This window comes from Bradyrhizobium sp. 45 (assembly GCF_023073155.1).
Classification (GTDB): Bacteria; Pseudomonadota; Alphaproteobacteria; order Rhizobiales; family Xanthobacteraceae; genus Bradyrhizobium; species Bradyrhizobium canariense_D.
The window spans coordinates 706,841-721,705 of the sequence record NZ_JADPIX010000122.1; the positions used below are offsets into that span (position 1 = coordinate 706,841).

The 14,865-nt window shown below is 64.2% G+C and carries 17 protein-coding genes and 1 riboswitch; of the genes, 8 read left to right on the top strand and 9 right to left on the bottom strand.

The genetic code is table 11. The features are described 5' to 3' along the window. Positions 1–39: 39 nt before the first annotated feature. Both IVB42_RS23720 and IVB42_RS23725 read right to left on the bottom strand, forming a co-directional pair. A complete protein-coding gene (locus tag IVB42_RS23720) occupies positions 40–732 on the bottom strand; it encodes a ribonuclease T2 (protein WP_247395366.1) in 693 nt (230 codons plus the stop codon). 119 nt (positions 733–851) lie between these two features. Next, positions 852–1,316, bottom strand: a complete 465-nt coding sequence (locus IVB42_RS23725; RefSeq protein WP_018453498.1) for a hypothetical protein — start codon at positions 1,314–1,316, stop codon at positions 852–854. A 182-nt stretch (positions 1,317–1,498) separates the two neighbouring features. Between IVB42_RS23725 and IVB42_RS23730 the strand changes: the two genes are divergently transcribed. Beyond that, positions 1,499–1,792: a hypothetical protein gene (locus tag IVB42_RS23730; protein WP_026232542.1), complete on the top strand. Its 294-nt coding sequence runs from the start codon at positions 1,499–1,501 to the stop codon at positions 1,790–1,792. Between the two features lie 43 nt (positions 1,793–1,835). Next, positions 1,836–2,366, top strand: a complete 531-nt coding sequence (locus IVB42_RS23735) for a DUF3617 family protein (RefSeq protein WP_018453500.1) — start codon at positions 1,836–1,838, stop codon at positions 2,364–2,366. A 169-nt stretch (positions 2,367–2,535) separates the two neighbouring features. On the opposite strand, the gene IVB42_RS23740 is transcribed toward IVB42_RS23735, so the two are convergent. The 3 genes from IVB42_RS23740 to IVB42_RS23750 are packed head-to-tail and all read right to left on the bottom strand — an operon-like array spanning position 2,536 to position 5,209. Beyond that, the gene (locus IVB42_RS23740) at positions 2,536–3,924 is read right to left on the bottom strand and encodes an ATP-binding protein (RefSeq protein WP_018453501.1); all 1,389 of its coding nucleotides are present in this window, start codon (positions 3,922–3,924) and stop codon (positions 2,536–2,538) included. Between the two features lie 17 nt (positions 3,925–3,941). Continuing rightward, a complete protein-coding gene (locus tag IVB42_RS23745; RefSeq protein ID WP_018453502.1) occupies positions 3,942–4,673 on the bottom strand; it encodes a response regulator transcription factor in 732 nt (243 codons plus the stop codon). Further along, positions 4,670–5,209, bottom strand: a complete 540-nt coding sequence (locus tag IVB42_RS23750; protein WP_007596846.1) for a MarR family transcriptional regulator — start codon at positions 5,207–5,209, stop codon at positions 4,670–4,672. Before IVB42_RS23750 ends, IVB42_RS23745 begins: the two co-directional genes overlap by 4 nt. Positions 5,210–5,547: 338 nt before the next feature. On the opposite strand from IVB42_RS23750, the gene IVB42_RS23755 reads away from it, so the two are divergent. From IVB42_RS23755 to IVB42_RS23775, 5 genes are all read left to right on the top strand, one after another. Further along, on the top strand, positions 5,548–6,630 hold the full coding sequence (locus IVB42_RS23755; RefSeq protein ID WP_026232543.1) for a branched-chain amino acid aminotransferase: 1,083 nt from the start codon (positions 5,548–5,550) through the stop codon (positions 6,628–6,630). Positions 6,631–6,898: 268 nt separating this feature from the next. Further along, on the top strand, positions 6,899–7,423 hold the full coding sequence (locus tag IVB42_RS23760) for a DUF2314 domain-containing protein (RefSeq protein ID WP_018453504.1): 525 nt from the start codon (positions 6,899–6,901) through the stop codon (positions 7,421–7,423). Positions 7,424–7,473: 50 nt separating this feature from the next. Further along, on the top strand, positions 7,474–8,994 hold the full coding sequence (gene hisS / locus IVB42_RS23765; RefSeq protein WP_026232544.1) for a histidine--tRNA ligase: 1,521 nt from the start codon (positions 7,474–7,476) through the stop codon (positions 8,992–8,994). 55 nt (positions 8,995–9,049) lie between these two features. Next, complete coding sequence (locus tag IVB42_RS23770; protein ID WP_083926322.1) at positions 9,050–9,298, top strand: tautomerase family protein; 249 nt, start codon at positions 9,050–9,052, stop codon at positions 9,296–9,298. Between the two features lie 183 nt (positions 9,299–9,481). Then, positions 9,482–9,886, top strand: a complete 405-nt coding sequence (locus IVB42_RS23775; RefSeq protein WP_018453507.1) for a hotdog domain-containing protein — start codon at positions 9,482–9,484, stop codon at positions 9,884–9,886. A gap of 99 nt (positions 9,887–9,985) precedes the next feature. Here IVB42_RS23775 and proC read toward each other — a convergent pair whose 3' ends face one another. Further along, positions 9,986–10,813, bottom strand: coding sequence for a pyrroline-5-carboxylate reductase (gene proC, locus IVB42_RS23780; protein ID WP_018453508.1), 828 nt, complete (start codon positions 10,811–10,813; stop codon positions 9,986–9,988). Between the two features lie 193 nt (positions 10,814–11,006). Then, positions 11,007–11,507 carry a YbjN domain-containing protein gene (locus IVB42_RS23785; RefSeq protein ID WP_018453509.1) on the bottom strand — a complete coding sequence of 167 codons (501 nt, stop codon included), beginning with the start codon at positions 11,505–11,507 and terminating at the stop codon, positions 11,007–11,009. 411 nt (positions 11,508–11,918) lie between these two features. Then, positions 11,919–12,076: riboswitch (FMN riboswitch) on the top strand. 76 nt (positions 12,077–12,152) lie between these two features. Between IVB42_RS23785 and IVB42_RS23790 the strand changes: the two genes are divergently transcribed. Next, complete coding sequence (locus IVB42_RS23790) at positions 12,153–12,716, top strand: 6,7-dimethyl-8-ribityllumazine synthase (protein WP_026232546.1); 564 nt, start codon at positions 12,153–12,155, stop codon at positions 12,714–12,716. A gap of 75 nt (positions 12,717–12,791) precedes the next feature. Here the strand turns inward: IVB42_RS23790 and IVB42_RS23795 are convergent, their stop codons facing one another. Then, positions 12,792–13,826 (bottom strand): ATP-grasp domain-containing protein, encoded by a 1,035-nt coding sequence (locus tag IVB42_RS23795; protein WP_018453512.1) that lies wholly within the window; start codon positions 13,824–13,826, stop codon positions 12,792–12,794. Continuing rightward, complete coding sequence (locus tag IVB42_RS23800; protein ID WP_018453513.1) at positions 13,823–14,851, bottom strand: putative zinc-binding metallopeptidase; 1,029 nt, start codon at positions 14,849–14,851, stop codon at positions 13,823–13,825. The genes IVB42_RS23795 and IVB42_RS23800 overlap by 4 nt, the downstream gene beginning before the upstream one ends. Between the last annotated feature and the right edge of the window lie 14 nt (positions 14,852–14,865).

Genomic DNA, 14,865 nt, shown 5'->3' on the forward strand with positions numbered 1-14,865 from the left:
GCCACGTGACGGCCCGAGCAAAGAGGCACGACGCCTGGGCTAGCCACCCCGGATCGGCGGCATCGTCACCTGGTCGCGGCGGCAGGCGCGGCCGTCGATCTCCTCGCAGGCGCGGAATTGCAGGTCCTTGCTGAGGCAGATGCGGACTTCCGATAGCCGCGTCCGGTTGCAGGTGATCGAGACGGCGGCATTGCTGAGGCCCGGATTGGCCTTGATGAAGGCTTCCTCCACCTCCGCCGGCGCCACGGTCTTGGCCTGCGATAGATCGAGATATTCGGCTGGAATCTTGATCGCGGCGCGCGCCTTGCGGATCGTCTCGAAATAGCTGCGGTCAGCGAGCCCCGAGCAGGTGCCGTGCTTGTCCCACTCATTGAAGATCAGCCCCGGCGCCGGCATCAGATCGAGCATGGAGGAGACGATGCTGCGGTTCAGCCGCGGCGAGGGCCGCTGGCAATATTCCGGAAATCCGCTCTCATATTGCGGCCACAAACCATGCACCACGAAAGCGTAGGGCCGTCCGCTGCACTGGGTCTGCGAGCGGCCGCCGCGCTCCGCCGCCTCCTCGCAGAAAGAGGGCGACCAAGACAGTGACAGCACATAAAAATCGAATTCGCCGGGCGTGTTCTGCCGCTTGTCCTGGGCCTTTGCGCCATCGGCCAGCGCAGCCAGCCCGGCCGCAAGCGTCAGCGAGATCATCAGGCGGGAGAACGAATGCAATCTGGAATGAAACATGGCGACGCCCCTCAACTAGACTGTGCAGACAAGCCTAGCAGGCGATAAGAACATTTCAAGAACAAAATGCGGGTGACCGTCGTTCGGCCGCCTGATCGGTCCGGATCAGAACGTTTCAATTACTGTTTGGCGGCGCGGCAGGCCGGGTTGTAGGCCCAGTTGCGGTCGAGCCCGACCACGCACCATTCGACGCCTTGGCCGTAGCCGGCGAAGCCGCCATCCTCCACGATCGAGAAATGCACCTTGCGCATCTTGCCGTCCGTGAGCATGGCCTCGCCGGTGCAATAGCGGCGCGGGATGTTGTCGGATGCCCAAGGCCGGAACGCGGTCTCGTGAACTGCGGCGAAGCCGGTGATCTTCAACGAAGAATTCCAGAACGCGCTTTCTTTCTCCCAGAACTGGGTCGCGATCGTCGGCAGCGCCCTGTCGCACTCGGAGACGTTGCCGTCATAGCGCGGCCCGCTCAGCCAGAAATTCAGCTCCAGCGGATTGGCGGCCCTGGCCTCGCCGAGCGACAGCGCCCCGAACAGGAGGCCGAGCACGGCGGCAAAGCGGAGCGATTTCAGGAAGGTCGAGGCGCGCATGGATGATCCAGACAGCATGATCTGCAAGGGTCGGACGGTGCCGTGAAGGCCGGGGGAGGTCAAGTGCAGCGCGGCAACACTTGCCGACGAGTTGACCGCAATGCTGCGTTGGACCGGCCATCCGTTCTTTCCACCGCCGCGCCGACACCGTAAACTGCCGCCAACCAATCGGAGTGACGGGAATGCGAATCATTGCGGCCGCGGGCCTACTTGCCTTGGGTATGATGGCGAGCCAGTCGGCGCATGCCGATCTGCTTCCGGTGCCTCCGTTCAAGGGCAACGACACCGGCGGCATCATCGCCTATTCGATGGCAACCCAGGTCGATGCGCGGCAGGTCGCGGTCGATCACTGCGCGCGCTATGGCAAAGTCGCCAAATTCCTGGCGGTGCAGGCCTATGAGGGCGGCTACATCTCGTTCTCCTGCCGCTGGGTGCCCTATGGCGCCGCCGACCAGCCGATCCGCACGCTCTACTGAGGCGCTTTCGCACGCCGCTACCTCTCAGCCGGGAACTTCCCACATGACGCGCAAACTCGCTTTGCTCGGCTCCGCCCTTTGCCTCGTGTTGTCGGCAGGCAGCGCTCGCGCTGACGACCTGCCGGTGCGTAAGGCAGGGCTGTGGGAATTGAAGATGGTCCGGACCGGCACGCCGGTGCCCGAGATGACCATGCAGCACTGCACCGACGAGACCGTCGACAAGGAAATGAACAACAACGTCTCGCCGATGGCCAAGCAGATCTGCGCCAAGCAGGACATCAAGAAGACCGCGACCGGCTATGTCAGCGATTCCGAGTGCAATGTCGCCGGCATCAGCACGACTTCGCATGCTGAGATCACCGGCGATTTCAATTCGGCCTATACGGTGAAGACGTCGTCGCACGCGCAAGGCGGCGCCGCCGGCGCGGCAGGCCGCGACACGACCGTGCAGCTCGAAGCGAAATGGCTGGGAGCCTGCAAGCCGGACCAGAAGCCCGGCGACATCGTGATGCCCGGCGGCTTCAAGATGAACGTGCGTGACATGGACAAGCTGAAGGCGCTGCTGCCGAAGTAAGGCTCTTCCCCTCTCCCCTTGTGGGAGAGGGTGGCTCGCCGCGCAGCGGCGAGACGGGTGAGGGGTTTGTCTCCGCGTGTGACTCTTTTCGCTTTGAATTCGCGGAGAGAGACCCCTCATCCGGCGCTTCGCGCCACCTTCTCCCACAGGGGGAGAAGGGAAGAGGCAGCTACACCGGTATCCGCACGCTCGCCCTTAATCCGCCCATCGGACTGTCGCCAAGCGTGATGTCGCCGCCGTGCGAGCGGGCGATGTCGCGGGCGATCGCGAGGCCAAGACCTGTGCCGCCTTCGTCCTGGTTGCGGGCGTTGTCGAGCCGCAGGAACGGCTTGAACACCTCTTCGCGCAGATGGGCGGGAATGCCCGGCCCGTCATCGTCCACCGTCACGGTCAAATAACGGTGATCGCGCTGGCCGGTGATGGCGATGCTCTTGCCGTAGCGGGCGGCGTTGGTGACGAGGTTGGCGAGGCAGCGCTTGAATGAGGCCGGCTTCACCGTGACCACGGGCAGCCCGTTGAACGCAACGGTCGCCGTGTGGCCGTGGCGCTCGGCGTCGCTGCGCAGCTCCTCGAGCGCCTGGGCCATGTCGGTCGGCTGCGACTGCTCGCCGGAATCGCCGCGGGCAAACGCGAGGTAGTCCTCGAGCATCATCGACATCTCGTCGACGTCCTTGCGCATGCCCTCCATTTCGGGGCTGTCGCCGATCAACGCCAGCTCGAGCTTGAACCGCGTCAGGATCGTGCGCAGATCATGGCTGACGCCGGCTAGCATCGCGGTGCGTTGCTCCATCGTTCGCTCGATGCGCGACTTCATTTCGAGGAAGGCGACCGACGCGCGCCGCACCTCGCGCGCGCCACGCGGGCGGAAATTCGGCGCCTCGCGGCCCTTGCCAAAACTTTCGGCGGCGTCGGCAAGTCGCAGGATCGGCTTGATCTGGTTGCGCAGGAATAGCACCGCGACGATCAGCAGGATCGAGGACGTGCCGACCATCCAGAACAGGAAGATCTCCGAGTTCGAGGCATAGGCGGCGCTGCGCTGCGCGAACACGCGCATCACGGCGTCGTCGAGCTGGATCCGGATCTCGACGAGGTTGGAGCGGCCGACCGTGTCGATCCAGAAGGAGCGCCCGATCTGGCGGCCGAGCTGCACCGACAGCGTCTGGTCGAGCAGCGAGAAGAACGGCTTTGGTCCCGGCGGCGGCATGTCGCCGGCCGGGAGGAAATCGACGACGAGGCCCAGGCGCTGCTGCGCGATGCGGCGGATCTGGTCGCGATCCTTGTCTTGCGGGTAGCCCTTGTAGACGTCGATCAGCGCGGCGATGTCCTGCACCACCGCGGCCGACAGGCGGCGTGTCACCGTGTTCCAGTGCCGCTCCATGAACACGAAGGCGACCACCGATTGCAGGATCACCATCGGCACGATCATGATCAGCAGCGCACGCGCATAAAGGCCGGTCGGCATCCAGCCCTTGAACGCATTGCCCATCCAGCCATTGGCGGCGGAGACGCGGCCGGCGGCGCTCTTCAAAAGCGTCAGGCCGGTATCGATCGTGCTCATCGGTGGCGGTTCACTCTTTATGGCGAGGCTACCAGCCGGTAGCCGATGCCGCGCACGGCCTGGAGGAACAGCGGATTGGCGGGATCGGTCTCGATCTTGCGCCGCAGGCGGTTGATCTGCACGTCGACGGCGCGCTCGTTGACGCTGCCATTGCCGGTCAGCGCGCTGCGCGGCACGGTCTCGCCCGGTGTCTCCGACAAAATCCGCAGCATCTCGCGCTCGCGGTCGGTGAGGTGAATGACGTCTTCGCCCTGGCGCAATTCGCCGCGGTCGAGGTGATAGATGTACGGGCCAAACGCGATCTTCTCGACCGCAGCGGCCTGTGGCGGCGGCGCGGCGCGCTTGAGGATGTTGTTGATGCGCAGCGCAAGCTCGCGCGGCTCGAACGGCTTTGCGACGTAATCGTCGGCACCGATCTGCAGGCCCTCGATGCGCGCTTCGGCTTCATGCCGCGCCGTCAGCATCACGATCGGCACCGAGGACGAGGTCCGGATGAAACGGGCGAGATCGAAGCCGGTCTCGCCGGGCATCATGACATCCAGGATCAAGAGGTCGAAGTGCAGGCCCAAAAGCTTGGAACGGGCATCGCTAGCGCTCGCGGCGGTCGAGACGCGATAACCTTCGCCGGCAAGGAAGCGCGAGAGCAGATCGCGGATGCGGCGGTCGTCATCGACCAGCAGGAGATGCGGGGCATCGTCTGCGGGACGTGCCGGCGGGCGTGCGAGCGTGGCAGCGAGCGGCACGGTCACTCCTTGTCCTGATTGACGGTGGCAAAGATCGTCTCGAGCACCTTGTCCGGATCGTCGCGGTCGATCATCGCGCGCAGGAAGCGCTTGACGGTCTCGGCATCCTGCGGCGCCATCTCGGCAAGCGCCTTGGTGATGCGCGTGGTCTGGAGGCCGGCGAGCTTCTGCACCAGCGCCTCGCCCTTCGGTGTCGCAAACAGCAGGCGTTGGCGGCGATCATTGTCGCCGGTCTTCTGCACGATATAGCCCTCGTCCAGGAGCTGCTTGAGCACCCGGCCGAGCGATTGCTTGGTGATGCGCAGGACGTCGAGGAGGTCGGCGACCTTGAGGCCGGGATAACGATAGACAAAGTGCATGACGCGGTGATGGGCCCGGCCGAAGCCGAACGCCTCCAGCTCCTGGTCGGGATCGCCGACAAAATCGCGATAGGCGAAGAACAGCAGTTCGATGATATCCCAGCGCAAATTGCCTCCGTCGTCTGCGGCCGGCCGCGGCCCGGCTGCGTCTTGAGAAGGAGTCGCGAAATTTATGTCAGGCATATTGACGTATCTTGGTCTCAATGTTACAAAACGATCAGCCCGCACGAAATTTTAGATCGTTTCGCGTCGGGTGGGCGTCGAAGCAAGGCGGCCGCAGTGGGCCGGACAGGCGGCAACGGCCGGAGCAGATCTACCGTGCGATGTCGAACGGCATTTCGGCAAAACATACTGGACTTCCGTCTTCCGCAAAAGCATGTCCTCCGTGACATGCTGGCCACGGAAACCGGCCGTAACAAGGCTGGCGGCGGTCCGGCCAGAAACCAATCGAGCCAGCCGGGCCCAAATCGGGGCAGGCGGGTGCCACAACGGCGCCGCTACCGGCAGCGGGAGGCAAGGACATGAGCATGAAATTCGACATCCAGCCCGCATCCAATCCGACCTCCGAGAAGGATCGGGTCGCCAAGCTGGTCGACCCCGGTTTCGGGCGGGTCTTCACCGACCACATGGCAGTGGTCCGCTACAACCAGGCCAAGGGTGGCTGGTACGAGGCGCGTGTCGAGGCCCGCGCCAATTTCCAGCTCGATCCGGCCGGCGCCGTCCTGCACTACGCCCAGGAAATTTTTGAAGGCCTCAAGGCCTACAAGCGCGACGACGGCGGCGTGAACCTGTTTCGCCCCGATGCCAATGCCCGGCGCTTCAAGGACTCGGCGGACCGCATGGCGATGGCGCAGCTCCCTGAAGACGTCTTCATCGAGGCGGTCGAGCAAATCGTGCGCATCGATCGCGCCTGGATGCCGGGCGGCGAGGGCAGCCTTTACCTGCGCCCCTTCATGATCGCGAGCGAGACCTTCCTCGGCGTCAAGCCGTCGTCCGAATACATTTTCGCGGTGATCGCCTCGCCGGTCGGCTCCTACTTCAAGGGCGGCCCCGCGCCGGTCTCGATCTGGGTGTCGGAGAATTACACGCGCGCTGCCGTCGGCGGCACCGGCGCCGTCAAATGCGGCGGCAACTATGCCGCAAGCCTGCGTGCGCAGGCCGAGGCGATCCAGCACGGCTGCGACCAGGTCGTCTTTCTCGATGCAATCGAGCGCCGCTACATCGAAGAGCTCGGCGGCATGAATGTGTTCTTCGTGTTCGACGACGGGTCGCTCTCGACGCCGCCGCTGGGCACCATCCTGCCCGGCATCACCCGCGACTCCATCATTGCGCTGGCCAAAGACGCCGGCAAGACCGTGCGTGAGGAGCCGTACTCGCTCGACCAGTGGCGCAAGGATGCGGCCAGCGGCAAGCTGAAGGAAGCGTTTGCCTGCGGCACCGCCGCCGTGATCTCGCCGATCGGCACGGTGCGCTCGGTGAGCGGCGATTTCGAGATCAGCGGCGGTGCCGCGGGCCCCGTCGCCATGGGCCTGCGCAAGCAGCTCGTCGACATCCAGTACGGCCGCACCAACGATCCGCACAACTGGATCCGGAAGGTGGATTGAGGCCCTTCTTCCTTCTCCCCTTGTGGGAGAAGGTGGCGCGAAGCGCCGGATGAGGGGTTCTATCCGCGAGTTCAAGGGTCAGTTGGACTCGCGGATAGAACCCCTCACCCGTCTCGCCGCTACGCGGCGAGCCACCCTCTCCCACAAGGGGAGAGGGGAAAAGGGCATCGCTGGTTGGCTTTTCTCGCCATGAACGCGACACCATGATCGTGCGACAAAGTCCAAGACCTCGCATACCCAGACATCGAGTCATCCGGACATCGCGATCATGACATCCACTCTTCCCCAGTCCCTGAAATGGGTCGTTCTTGCCGCGGTCACCGGCATCACCGTATTCGGCATTCTGACCATCGGCCCCAAGCCGGACGTCTCCGCTGAGGGCCGTTCGCCCGTCGTCGACGTGCGCACCACCGATCCGGAGATGAACACCGCGATCGCGCGCGCCCGCGGCACGCTGCCGACCTTTTGGGCCTCCTACGAGGCGCCGAAGCCGTCGGAGACAGGGCATGCCCTGAAGGTGCACTTTTCGACCCGCAAAGGCGGTGAGCACATCTGGATGGCCGAGGTGAAGAAGCTACCCAATGGGGCCTATTCCGGCCTCTTCGCCAACGAGCCACGCGATCTGGCCGGCAAGCGGGCAGGCGATAAGGTCGAATTCACTGAAGCCGACATCTCGGACTGGATGTTCATGCGCAACGGCAAGATCGTCGGCGGCGAAACCATCAAGCCAACGCTGAAGTCGCTGCCGAAAGCGGATGCCGACGCGCTCCGGGCGCGGATGGAGCAGCCGTAAGCGATTACCCGGCAGTTGCCGCATCACGCGTCGGCTGGTAAATGCCGCGCATGGCCGAAAAACCCAAAAAATCCCAGAAACTGAAGGCGCGCCTGCCGCGCGGGCTCGAGGATCGCGATCCCGCCGCGATCCGGGCGACGCGCGAGATGGTGGAAAAGATCCGGACCGTGTACGAACTCTACGGGTTCGAGCCGGTGGAAACGCCGGCGATGGAATACACCGACGCGCTCGGCAAGTTCCTGCCCGACCAGGATCGTCCGAACGAGGGCGTGTTCTCGTTCCAGGACGACGACGAGCAGTGGATCAGCCTCCGCTATGATTTGACCGCGCCGCTCGCCCGCTATGTCGGCGAGCGATACGGGACCGACGGTCTTGTGTTGCCCTACCGCAGCTACCGCGTCGGCTACGTCTTCCGCAACGAGAAGCCCGGCCCCGGCCGCTTCCGCCAGTTCATGCAGTTCGATGCGGATACGGTGGGATCGGCCACGCCGGCGGCGGACGCGGAGATCTGCATGATGGCCGCGGACACGATGGAAGCGCTAGGCATTGCGCGCGGCTCGTATGTCGTCAAGGTGAACAATCGCAAGGTGCTCGACGGCGTTCTGGAAGCCATCGGGCTCGGCGGCGAAGAGAACGCAGCACGCAGACTGACGGTGCTGCGCGCGATCGACAAGCTCGACAAATTTCCCGCCGAGGAAGTTCGCAAACTGCTCGGTCCCGGTAGATGGGATGGCGGCGAAGAAGGCAAGGGCGACTTCACGAAGGGCGCCAATTTGAGCGCGTCGGAGGCTGACGTCGTTCTCGCCATCACCAAACCGCGCGACGATTGGAAAGAGGCGATCGCCGCGGCGGAGGTCTATCTCGCCAAGAGCGAAGTCGGTCAGGCCGGCGTGAGCGAGCTGGAAGAGATCGCGAAACTGGTGACGGCGTCGGGGTACGGCGCGGACCGCATCAAGATCGATCCCTCCGTGGTGCGCGGTCTCGAATATTACACGGGCCCCGTCTACGAGGTCGAATTGCTGCTCGAGACCAAGGATGACAAGGGCCGCCCGGTCCGCTTCGGCTCGGTCGGCGGTGGTGGCCGCTATGATGGTCTCGTCTCGCGCTTTCGCGGCGAGCCGGTGCCGGCGACCGGATTCTCGATCGGCGTGTCGCGGCTTCAGGCCGCGCTGACTCTGCTTGGCAAGCTCGACACGCGGCCCGAGTTCGGCCCCGTCGTCGTCACCGTGTTCGACCGCGACCGCGTCGCCGACTATCAGAAGATGGTCGCATCGTTGCGAACCGCCGGCATTCGCGCCGAACTCTATCTCGGCAATCCCAAGAACATGGGCAACCAGCTCAAATATGCCGATCGCCGCAATGCGCCCTGCGTCATCATCCAGGGCTCGGATGAAAAAGCGCGTGGCGAGGTGCAGATCAAGGATCTGATCGAGGGCGCGAAGGCGGCGGCCGCGATCGCTTCCAACCAGGAATGGCGCGAGAGCCGCCCGGCGCAGTTCTCGTGCAGCGAGGCCGACCTCGTCGCCAAAGTGCGCGAGGTGTTGGCGCGGCATGACGTGAGCTGGGGCTAGCCATTCGCTGACGTCGCCATGCCCGGGCTTGTCCCGGACATCTACCTCCTGTTTGATGGCGCCCGTCAATGGCCGGTGTCCGGCCCCAAGGGAGAGAAAAATGCCTGAGATCACTGTCAGCATGGCCGAAGGCCGCACCGACGAACAAAAGGCCGGCATGATGCGCGACATCACCCAGGCACTGGTGAAGAATCTCGGCGTCGATGCCGACGCCGTCGTCATCCAGATCAATGAAGCCCCGCTCCGCCACAAGATGAAGGGCGGCAAGACGTTCGTGGAGCGCGCGGCGGCTGCGAAGAAGTAGCCGGCGCTGGTTCGGCAACCACAAAGGTCGTCCTGGCGAAAGCCAAGGACCCATTACCCCAAGCGGCAGTTGTCGCAGCAGGTCGTGGTTTAGACCGCGCATGACAATGTTGGGTCGGGGTAATGGGTCCTGGATCGGCGCTCCGCTTCGCTGCGCTTGTCCAGGACGACGGGGGGAGGCCCCATGGACGCACGCGACTTCATCAAGGTCGGCATGAGCGCCGAGCGCACGCTGGTGGTGCCGGTGGAGCGCACGGTCGGGCATTTCGTGCCCGGCATGCCGATGGTCTATGCGACGCCGATGATGATCCTGGAAATGGAGATGACGTCGGGCGATGCGATTCGTGCGGCGCTTCAGCCGGGCTGGGTCACCGTCGGCACCGAGGTCGATATCCGCCATCTTGCAGCAGCCCTCGTCGGTGCGACGGTGCGGACCACTGCGAAGGTTTTCGCGGTCGAGCGCCGCGTCATCCGCTTCGAGGTCGAGGCCTTCGAAGGCCCGCGAAAACTCGGCGAAGGGCGCCACGCGCGCGGGCTCGTCAATGTCGAGATGTTCAACAAGCGGCTAGCCGCAGGCTCGAAATCGTAGGGTGGGCAAAGGCGCGCAGCGCCGTGCCCACCATCTTTCCGCGATTGCATTCGAATGGGTGGGGCACGCTTCGCTTTGCCCACCCTACGGCACACTTTCTTACTTCGCCAATTCCTTCGACCGCTTCGTCGCCGCCGCGATGGCGCGGATCATCAGATCGCGCAGGCCGGGCTCGCCCATCAGCACGCCGAGTGCCGCGGCCGTGGTACCGCCGGGCGAGGTGACGTTCTGGCGCAGCGTGCCGGAGGCAAGCTCCGACTGGTGGAGAAGTTCACCCGAGCCGGCGACGGTTTCGCGCGCGAGTTTTGTCGCGAGCGCCTCGGGCAATCCCGCCTCGACACCGGCGCGCGCGAGTTCCTCGGCCAGCAAAAACACATAGGCCGGACCCGAGCCGGACACCGCAGTGACCGCGTCCATCAGGCTCTCATCGTTGACCCATTCGACCGAGCCGGTGGCGCGTAGCAGCGCATCGGCCACCGCGCGTTGCTGTGCGCTGACATTGTTCGCGGCGACAGCCACCGTGATGCCGCGACCGATCGCGGCCGGCGTGTTCGGCATCGCGCGCACCACCGCGCCGCCGCAGACCTCCTCGAGCGAGGCGATCGTGGTTCCCGCCATGATCGACACCACCGCGGTCTTGTCGGAGACGAATGGCTTCAGCTTGGCGCCGGCCTCGCGGAACATTTGCGGCTTCACCGCGACGACGAGCGTCTCGACCTGGCCTGCCGTCGTCACATCAGGATTGAGCGCAATCCCCTTGGCGGCAAGTGCGGTGATCTCGGCCGAGATGTGCGGATCGATCACCGCGACGCGGCGCGGATCGAGCCCGCCCGAAAGCCATCCGGTCAGCATCGCGCCGCCCATCTTGCCGGCACCGGCGAGCAGGATGGTGCCGGTGATGTTCTCGAGAGTGTTGTTGCTCGTCATAGCCGTTGCCACAAACTCAGTGTCGTCCCGGCGAAGGCCGGGACCCATAACCACAACTGGTTTTAATGGATGGAGGTGTTGGCAACAAGCAGCGTGCCACAAGCGAAATCACGCGGTATGGGTCCCGGCCTTCGCCGGGACGACGGCGAGCAGGGAGCGACGCCTTCCTCACGCGCTGGAGAGCTGAGTGCGCTTACGCCTCGCCCACCGTGTCGAACATGGCCGCGTCCATGGCTTCCGTCGTGGACTTGCCTGCCCACACCACGAACTGGAACGCCGGGAAATAGCGTTCGCAGGCGTGGATGGCGCCTGCGAGCATGGCTTCGCACTGGCCGGTGGAGGCGATGAGCCCGCCCGGCAGCACCAGGGCCTGCCGGTGCATGATCATGCCGGTGGTGGTCCACAGGTCGAAGTGCCCGACCCACAATTGCTCGTTGACCGCGGCCACGAGCCGCTGGACCTCCGGTCGCCGCGCAACCGGGATCTTCATGTCAAACGCGCAGGCCAGATGCAGCGCCTCGATCTCGCCCATCCAGGTGAAGGAGATCTGGTAGTCGGTCCATTGTCCCTTGGAGACAATCGTGAGTTCGTCTTCGCCGGAGCGTTCGAACGGCCAGTTGTTGCTGGCAGCGATATCCTCGACCACCGCGAGCGGATGGTTTTTGGAATCGATGGTGCCTTCGAGCAGGGACATGCCGTCTCGACCTCTTGCCTTTTTGTTGTCTTTGATACGCACGCGGTTGGTCCGGCGCGCGCTCCCTTAAATCTTGCTAAGGCGATCCATTCGGATCAGCGCGGGCTTGTCGCGGATCAACTGATGTGATTTGCGGAATCTGCGCAACTGGCTGCCGAGTCCGTCCACAAGTCAGGACTCGTTCGTCCACAGCTCATCTCCGCCACAATTATTAACGCCGGTGAGGCCGAACCGGATGGAGAAGAACAAACCGGAATCGGATTCGCCAAAGGCCTGCCAATCGCTAATTCCGTCGCGTGCCCCCTGGACCGCCATGGCGGCATGGGACCATGCGGTTTTCCCATGCGGAACCCGCTTGCCGCGGCCCCGAACCGGCGTCATATTCCGGTCAGGCCGTTCATCCCGGGCGGCCGATGTTCTCAGGGCGGGGTGAAAGTCCCCACCGGCGGTAAGGGCCGTAAGGCCTAAGCCCGCGAGCGCCTTCCTCAAAGCCTTGCTGAGGGGAAGGGTCAGCAGATTCGGTGCAACTCCGAAGCCGACGGTTAAAGTCCGGATGAAAGAGAACGGTCGGTGGCAGACGCATCGCAGGATGCGGCTGTTTGTCGTTCCGTGTGCCCTGATTCTGGTCCTTAACTGAGGAAAGCCATGAATCAGATGTTGCAAGATCCCCAAGCCGAAACGTCCCAACCAACTCAAACGCCACCGCCGGTTCCGCAAGATCCGGTGCCCGACCATCCGCGCTTCGCGAAACCGCAGCGGGTGGCCTTCGTGCAGGCCTGCTGGCACCGCGACGTGGTCGAGGAGGCCCGCATCGCCTTCGCGAAGGAGGCAGAAGCGCGCCACCTCAATCATGTCGACGTGTTCGAGGTGCCGGGCTCGTTCGAGATCCCGCTGCATGCGCAGATCCTGGCCAAGACACGACGCTACACCGCGATCGTCGCGGCCGGCCTCGTCGTCGACGGCGGCATCTACCGCCATGAGTTCGTCGCCGATACCGTGATCAAGGCGTTGATGGACGTGCAGCTGCGCACCGAGGTGCCCGTGTTCTCCGCGGTGCTGACGCCGCAGCAATTCCACGAGACCGAGGTGCACTACGATTTCTTCCGCAAGCATTTTGCCATCAAGGGCGTCGAAGTGGCAGCCGCCTGCGCGGAGACACTGCTCGGGCTCGAACGCCTGCGCGGCCAGGTCGCCGCGGGAATCGTGTAACGCAGCGCAACGACCATCCCTCATCCCGAGGGGCGCGAAACGCGTCTCGAAGGATGAGGGCGATCGCCGCCGTCATCACCCCAGTGACACCCCCGCTTTGGCGCGGCTGATCCCAAGCGTCAGGATGCGCTGCAGGAGAGCCGGATATTTCAGTCCGTCATGTAGAGCGGCCGTGGCGAACTCCTGGCTCTTGGCGATCTCGGGATTGGGATTGGCTTCGATGAAATATGGCGTGCCGTCGGCAGTGAGACGAAAATCGATGCGCGCATAGCCGTCGAGGCCGAGCACCCGGTAGATGCGTTTCGCGGCCCGCTGGATCCTGGCGGTCACTTCCGGCGCCAGATCCTTCGCAGGCCCGTCGACGATGCCGACCTTCTCCTGATAGTCGGTGTCGTGCTTGGCCTTCTCCGTGGCGATATGCCGTGACGAGCGGCCACCCATGCTGCCGAATTTCAGCTCCCAGACCGGCAGAACGCGCAAGCGATTGTTGCCGAGCACGCCGACGTAAAGCTCTCGCCCCTCGATGAACTGCTCGGCGATGGCGGCGGATTCGACCCGCTCGTGGATGAAGGCAACCCGCTCGGCCAGCTTCTCGTCGGTGTCGACGATGGAGGCTTGCGAGATGCCGAACGAGCCATCCATGTTCAGGCTCTTGACGATCAGCGGCAGCGCAAGGCGTGTCGGGCGTTTCACCTTGCGGCGCATCGGGAAGACCGCAAAGGCCGGCGCAGCGATCCGGCGGTGATGCACCAGCGTCTTGGACAAATCCTTGCCGCGGGCCAGGGTCAGGCCGCGCGGATTGCACCCGGTATAAGGGACCTTCATCAGCTCGAGATAGCTCGCGATGTGCTGGTCGAAGGCGACGTTGTTGTGGAATTCCTCCAGCAGCGTGAACACCACGTGCGGCTTGAACTCCTCGATCGCCTCGCGCACCGGCTTGATTTCCTCCTGCGCGCCGAGTGGTCGAACCTCGTGGCCGGCTGCGCGCAAGGTACTCACGACGTCGTATTCGGTTTTCCACGCGTTGATCTCCTGCACGGTGTGTCCGTCGCTGGAGTCCGGCGGCACGAAGTCCGGATGCATGAGCACCAGAATGCGCAGACGTCTCATAGCGCGATCCATTTTCGTTGAGACGGGCCAAACATCGTGTGCATCGTCTTGGCGGTCACGAGGACGATGAAGTCGAGAACGAGCTTCTGTTCGGGGCCGACGGCACGCAGATCGAGCTCGCGGCAGCGAGAGATCATCTCGTCGAGCACGGCATCGAGTGTAAGCTGATTCTCGCCCGTCCATCGCGCCACCAGCTGCCTGATATGGGCGCGGTGCCGCCGGATCAGGGCCGAAGCCGGCTTCGAGCGGTGATGCCGTGGATCGGCTGAAAACAGCCGGGACAGATCGCGGTCGTAGGTCTTGGGGGGCGTGAAGGCGTAGAACGCCTGCTTCTTCTTGTAGTGCTCTTCGAGCGTCTGGCTCAGCCGACCCAGCGTATCGACACGCTCCCGCGTCGTGATCAGCGGTCGCTTGCCCGCGATCTCGCCCATCAGTTCGTCGACATATTCGAGCTTCTTCAGCGCCGGCCAGCCGGCGTATCGTGTCCGCCAGTTCGAACGGGGCCGCAGCCACACCGCAAAGGTCTCGGCGAAATCCTCGTCCGGATGGCTCTGCGCGTACCAGAGCCGCAGATGCTGGACATAGCGCCGGCTGGCCGGATTGGGCCGGTAATAGCGCGGATAATGTTTCGACGACGGGCCGAACAGTTGCTGCCAGCGCCGGCGGCGCTGCAACTGGTAGCCGTGCTGTATGGCGTGGCCCGCTTCGTGACGGAGGATGGCCATGCATTCACGCCAGGTTCCGCCCTCGACGTCGAACATCATCTTCTTCTCGAGCTTCATCAGGCGGGGATGAGCGAGATAGAACGGAATGGCGATGCCGGGAACGCCGCCCGGACTGAACCATTCGCTCGACATCCAGGTGTGCGGCCGCAGCCGGATGCCGCGCTCCTGGAGCTCCTCGTACAGCGCGCTGACGCAATCCTCGAGCCAGGTGCCTTCGACCGTAACCCTCAGGCTGGAGAGGCGTTGCTTGAGCAACTCATCATCCGACAGCTTCTCCCAGGCAAATTTCCGGCGTGGCATCGGGCATCCAGAGG

What these genes read in the sequence shown, in the direction of transcription:
- IVB42_RS23720 (WP_247395366.1), bottom strand. Translation starts at nt 732, where the DNA reads ATGTTTCATTCCAGATTGCATTCGTTCTCCCGCCTGATGATCTCGCTG.
- IVB42_RS23725 (WP_018453498.1), bottom strand. Translation starts at nt 1,316, where the DNA reads ATGCGCGCCTCGACCTTCCTGAAATCGCTCCGCTTTGCCGCCGTGCTC.
- IVB42_RS23730 (WP_026232542.1), top strand. Translation starts at nt 1,499, where the DNA reads ATGCGAATCATTGCGGCCGCGGGCCTACTTGCCTTGGGTATGATGGCG.
- IVB42_RS23735 (WP_018453500.1), top strand. Translation starts at nt 1,836, where the DNA reads ATGACGCGCAAACTCGCTTTGCTCGGCTCCGCCCTTTGCCTCGTGTTG.
- IVB42_RS23740 (WP_018453501.1), bottom strand. Translation starts at nt 3,924, where the DNA reads ATGAGCACGATCGATACCGGCCTGACGCTTTTGAAGAGCGCCGCCGGC.
- IVB42_RS23750 (WP_007596846.1), bottom strand. Translation starts at nt 5,209, where the DNA reads ATGCCTGACATAAATTTCGCGACTCCTTCTCAAGACGCAGCCGGGCCG.
- IVB42_RS23755 (WP_026232543.1), top strand. Translation starts at nt 5,548, where the DNA reads ATGAGCATGAAATTCGACATCCAGCCCGCATCCAATCCGACCTCCGAG.
- IVB42_RS23760 (WP_018453504.1), top strand. Translation starts at nt 6,899, where the DNA reads ATGACATCCACTCTTCCCCAGTCCCTGAAATGGGTCGTTCTTGCCGCG.
- hisS (WP_026232544.1), top strand. Translation starts at nt 7,474, where the DNA reads ATGGCCGAAAAACCCAAAAAATCCCAGAAACTGAAGGCGCGCCTGCCG.
- IVB42_RS23770 (WP_083926322.1), top strand. Translation starts at nt 9,050, where the DNA reads ATGGCGCCCGTCAATGGCCGGTGTCCGGCCCCAAGGGAGAGAAAAATG.
- IVB42_RS23775 (WP_018453507.1), top strand. Translation starts at nt 9,482, where the DNA reads ATGGACGCACGCGACTTCATCAAGGTCGGCATGAGCGCCGAGCGCACG.
- proC (WP_018453508.1), bottom strand. Translation starts at nt 10,813, where the DNA reads ATGACGAGCAACAACACTCTCGAGAACATCACCGGCACCATCCTGCTC.
- IVB42_RS23785 (WP_018453509.1), bottom strand. Translation starts at nt 11,507, where the DNA reads ATGTCCCTGCTCGAAGGCACCATCGATTCCAAAAACCATCCGCTCGCG.
- IVB42_RS23790 (WP_026232546.1), top strand. Translation starts at nt 12,153, where the DNA reads ATGAATCAGATGTTGCAAGATCCCCAAGCCGAAACGTCCCAACCAACT.
- IVB42_RS23795 (WP_018453512.1), bottom strand. Translation starts at nt 13,826, where the DNA reads ATGAGACGTCTGCGCATTCTGGTGCTCATGCATCCGGACTTCGTGCCG.
- IVB42_RS23800 (WP_018453513.1), bottom strand. Translation starts at nt 14,851, where the DNA reads ATGCCACGCCGGAAATTTGCCTGGGAGAAGCTGTCGGATGATGAGTTG.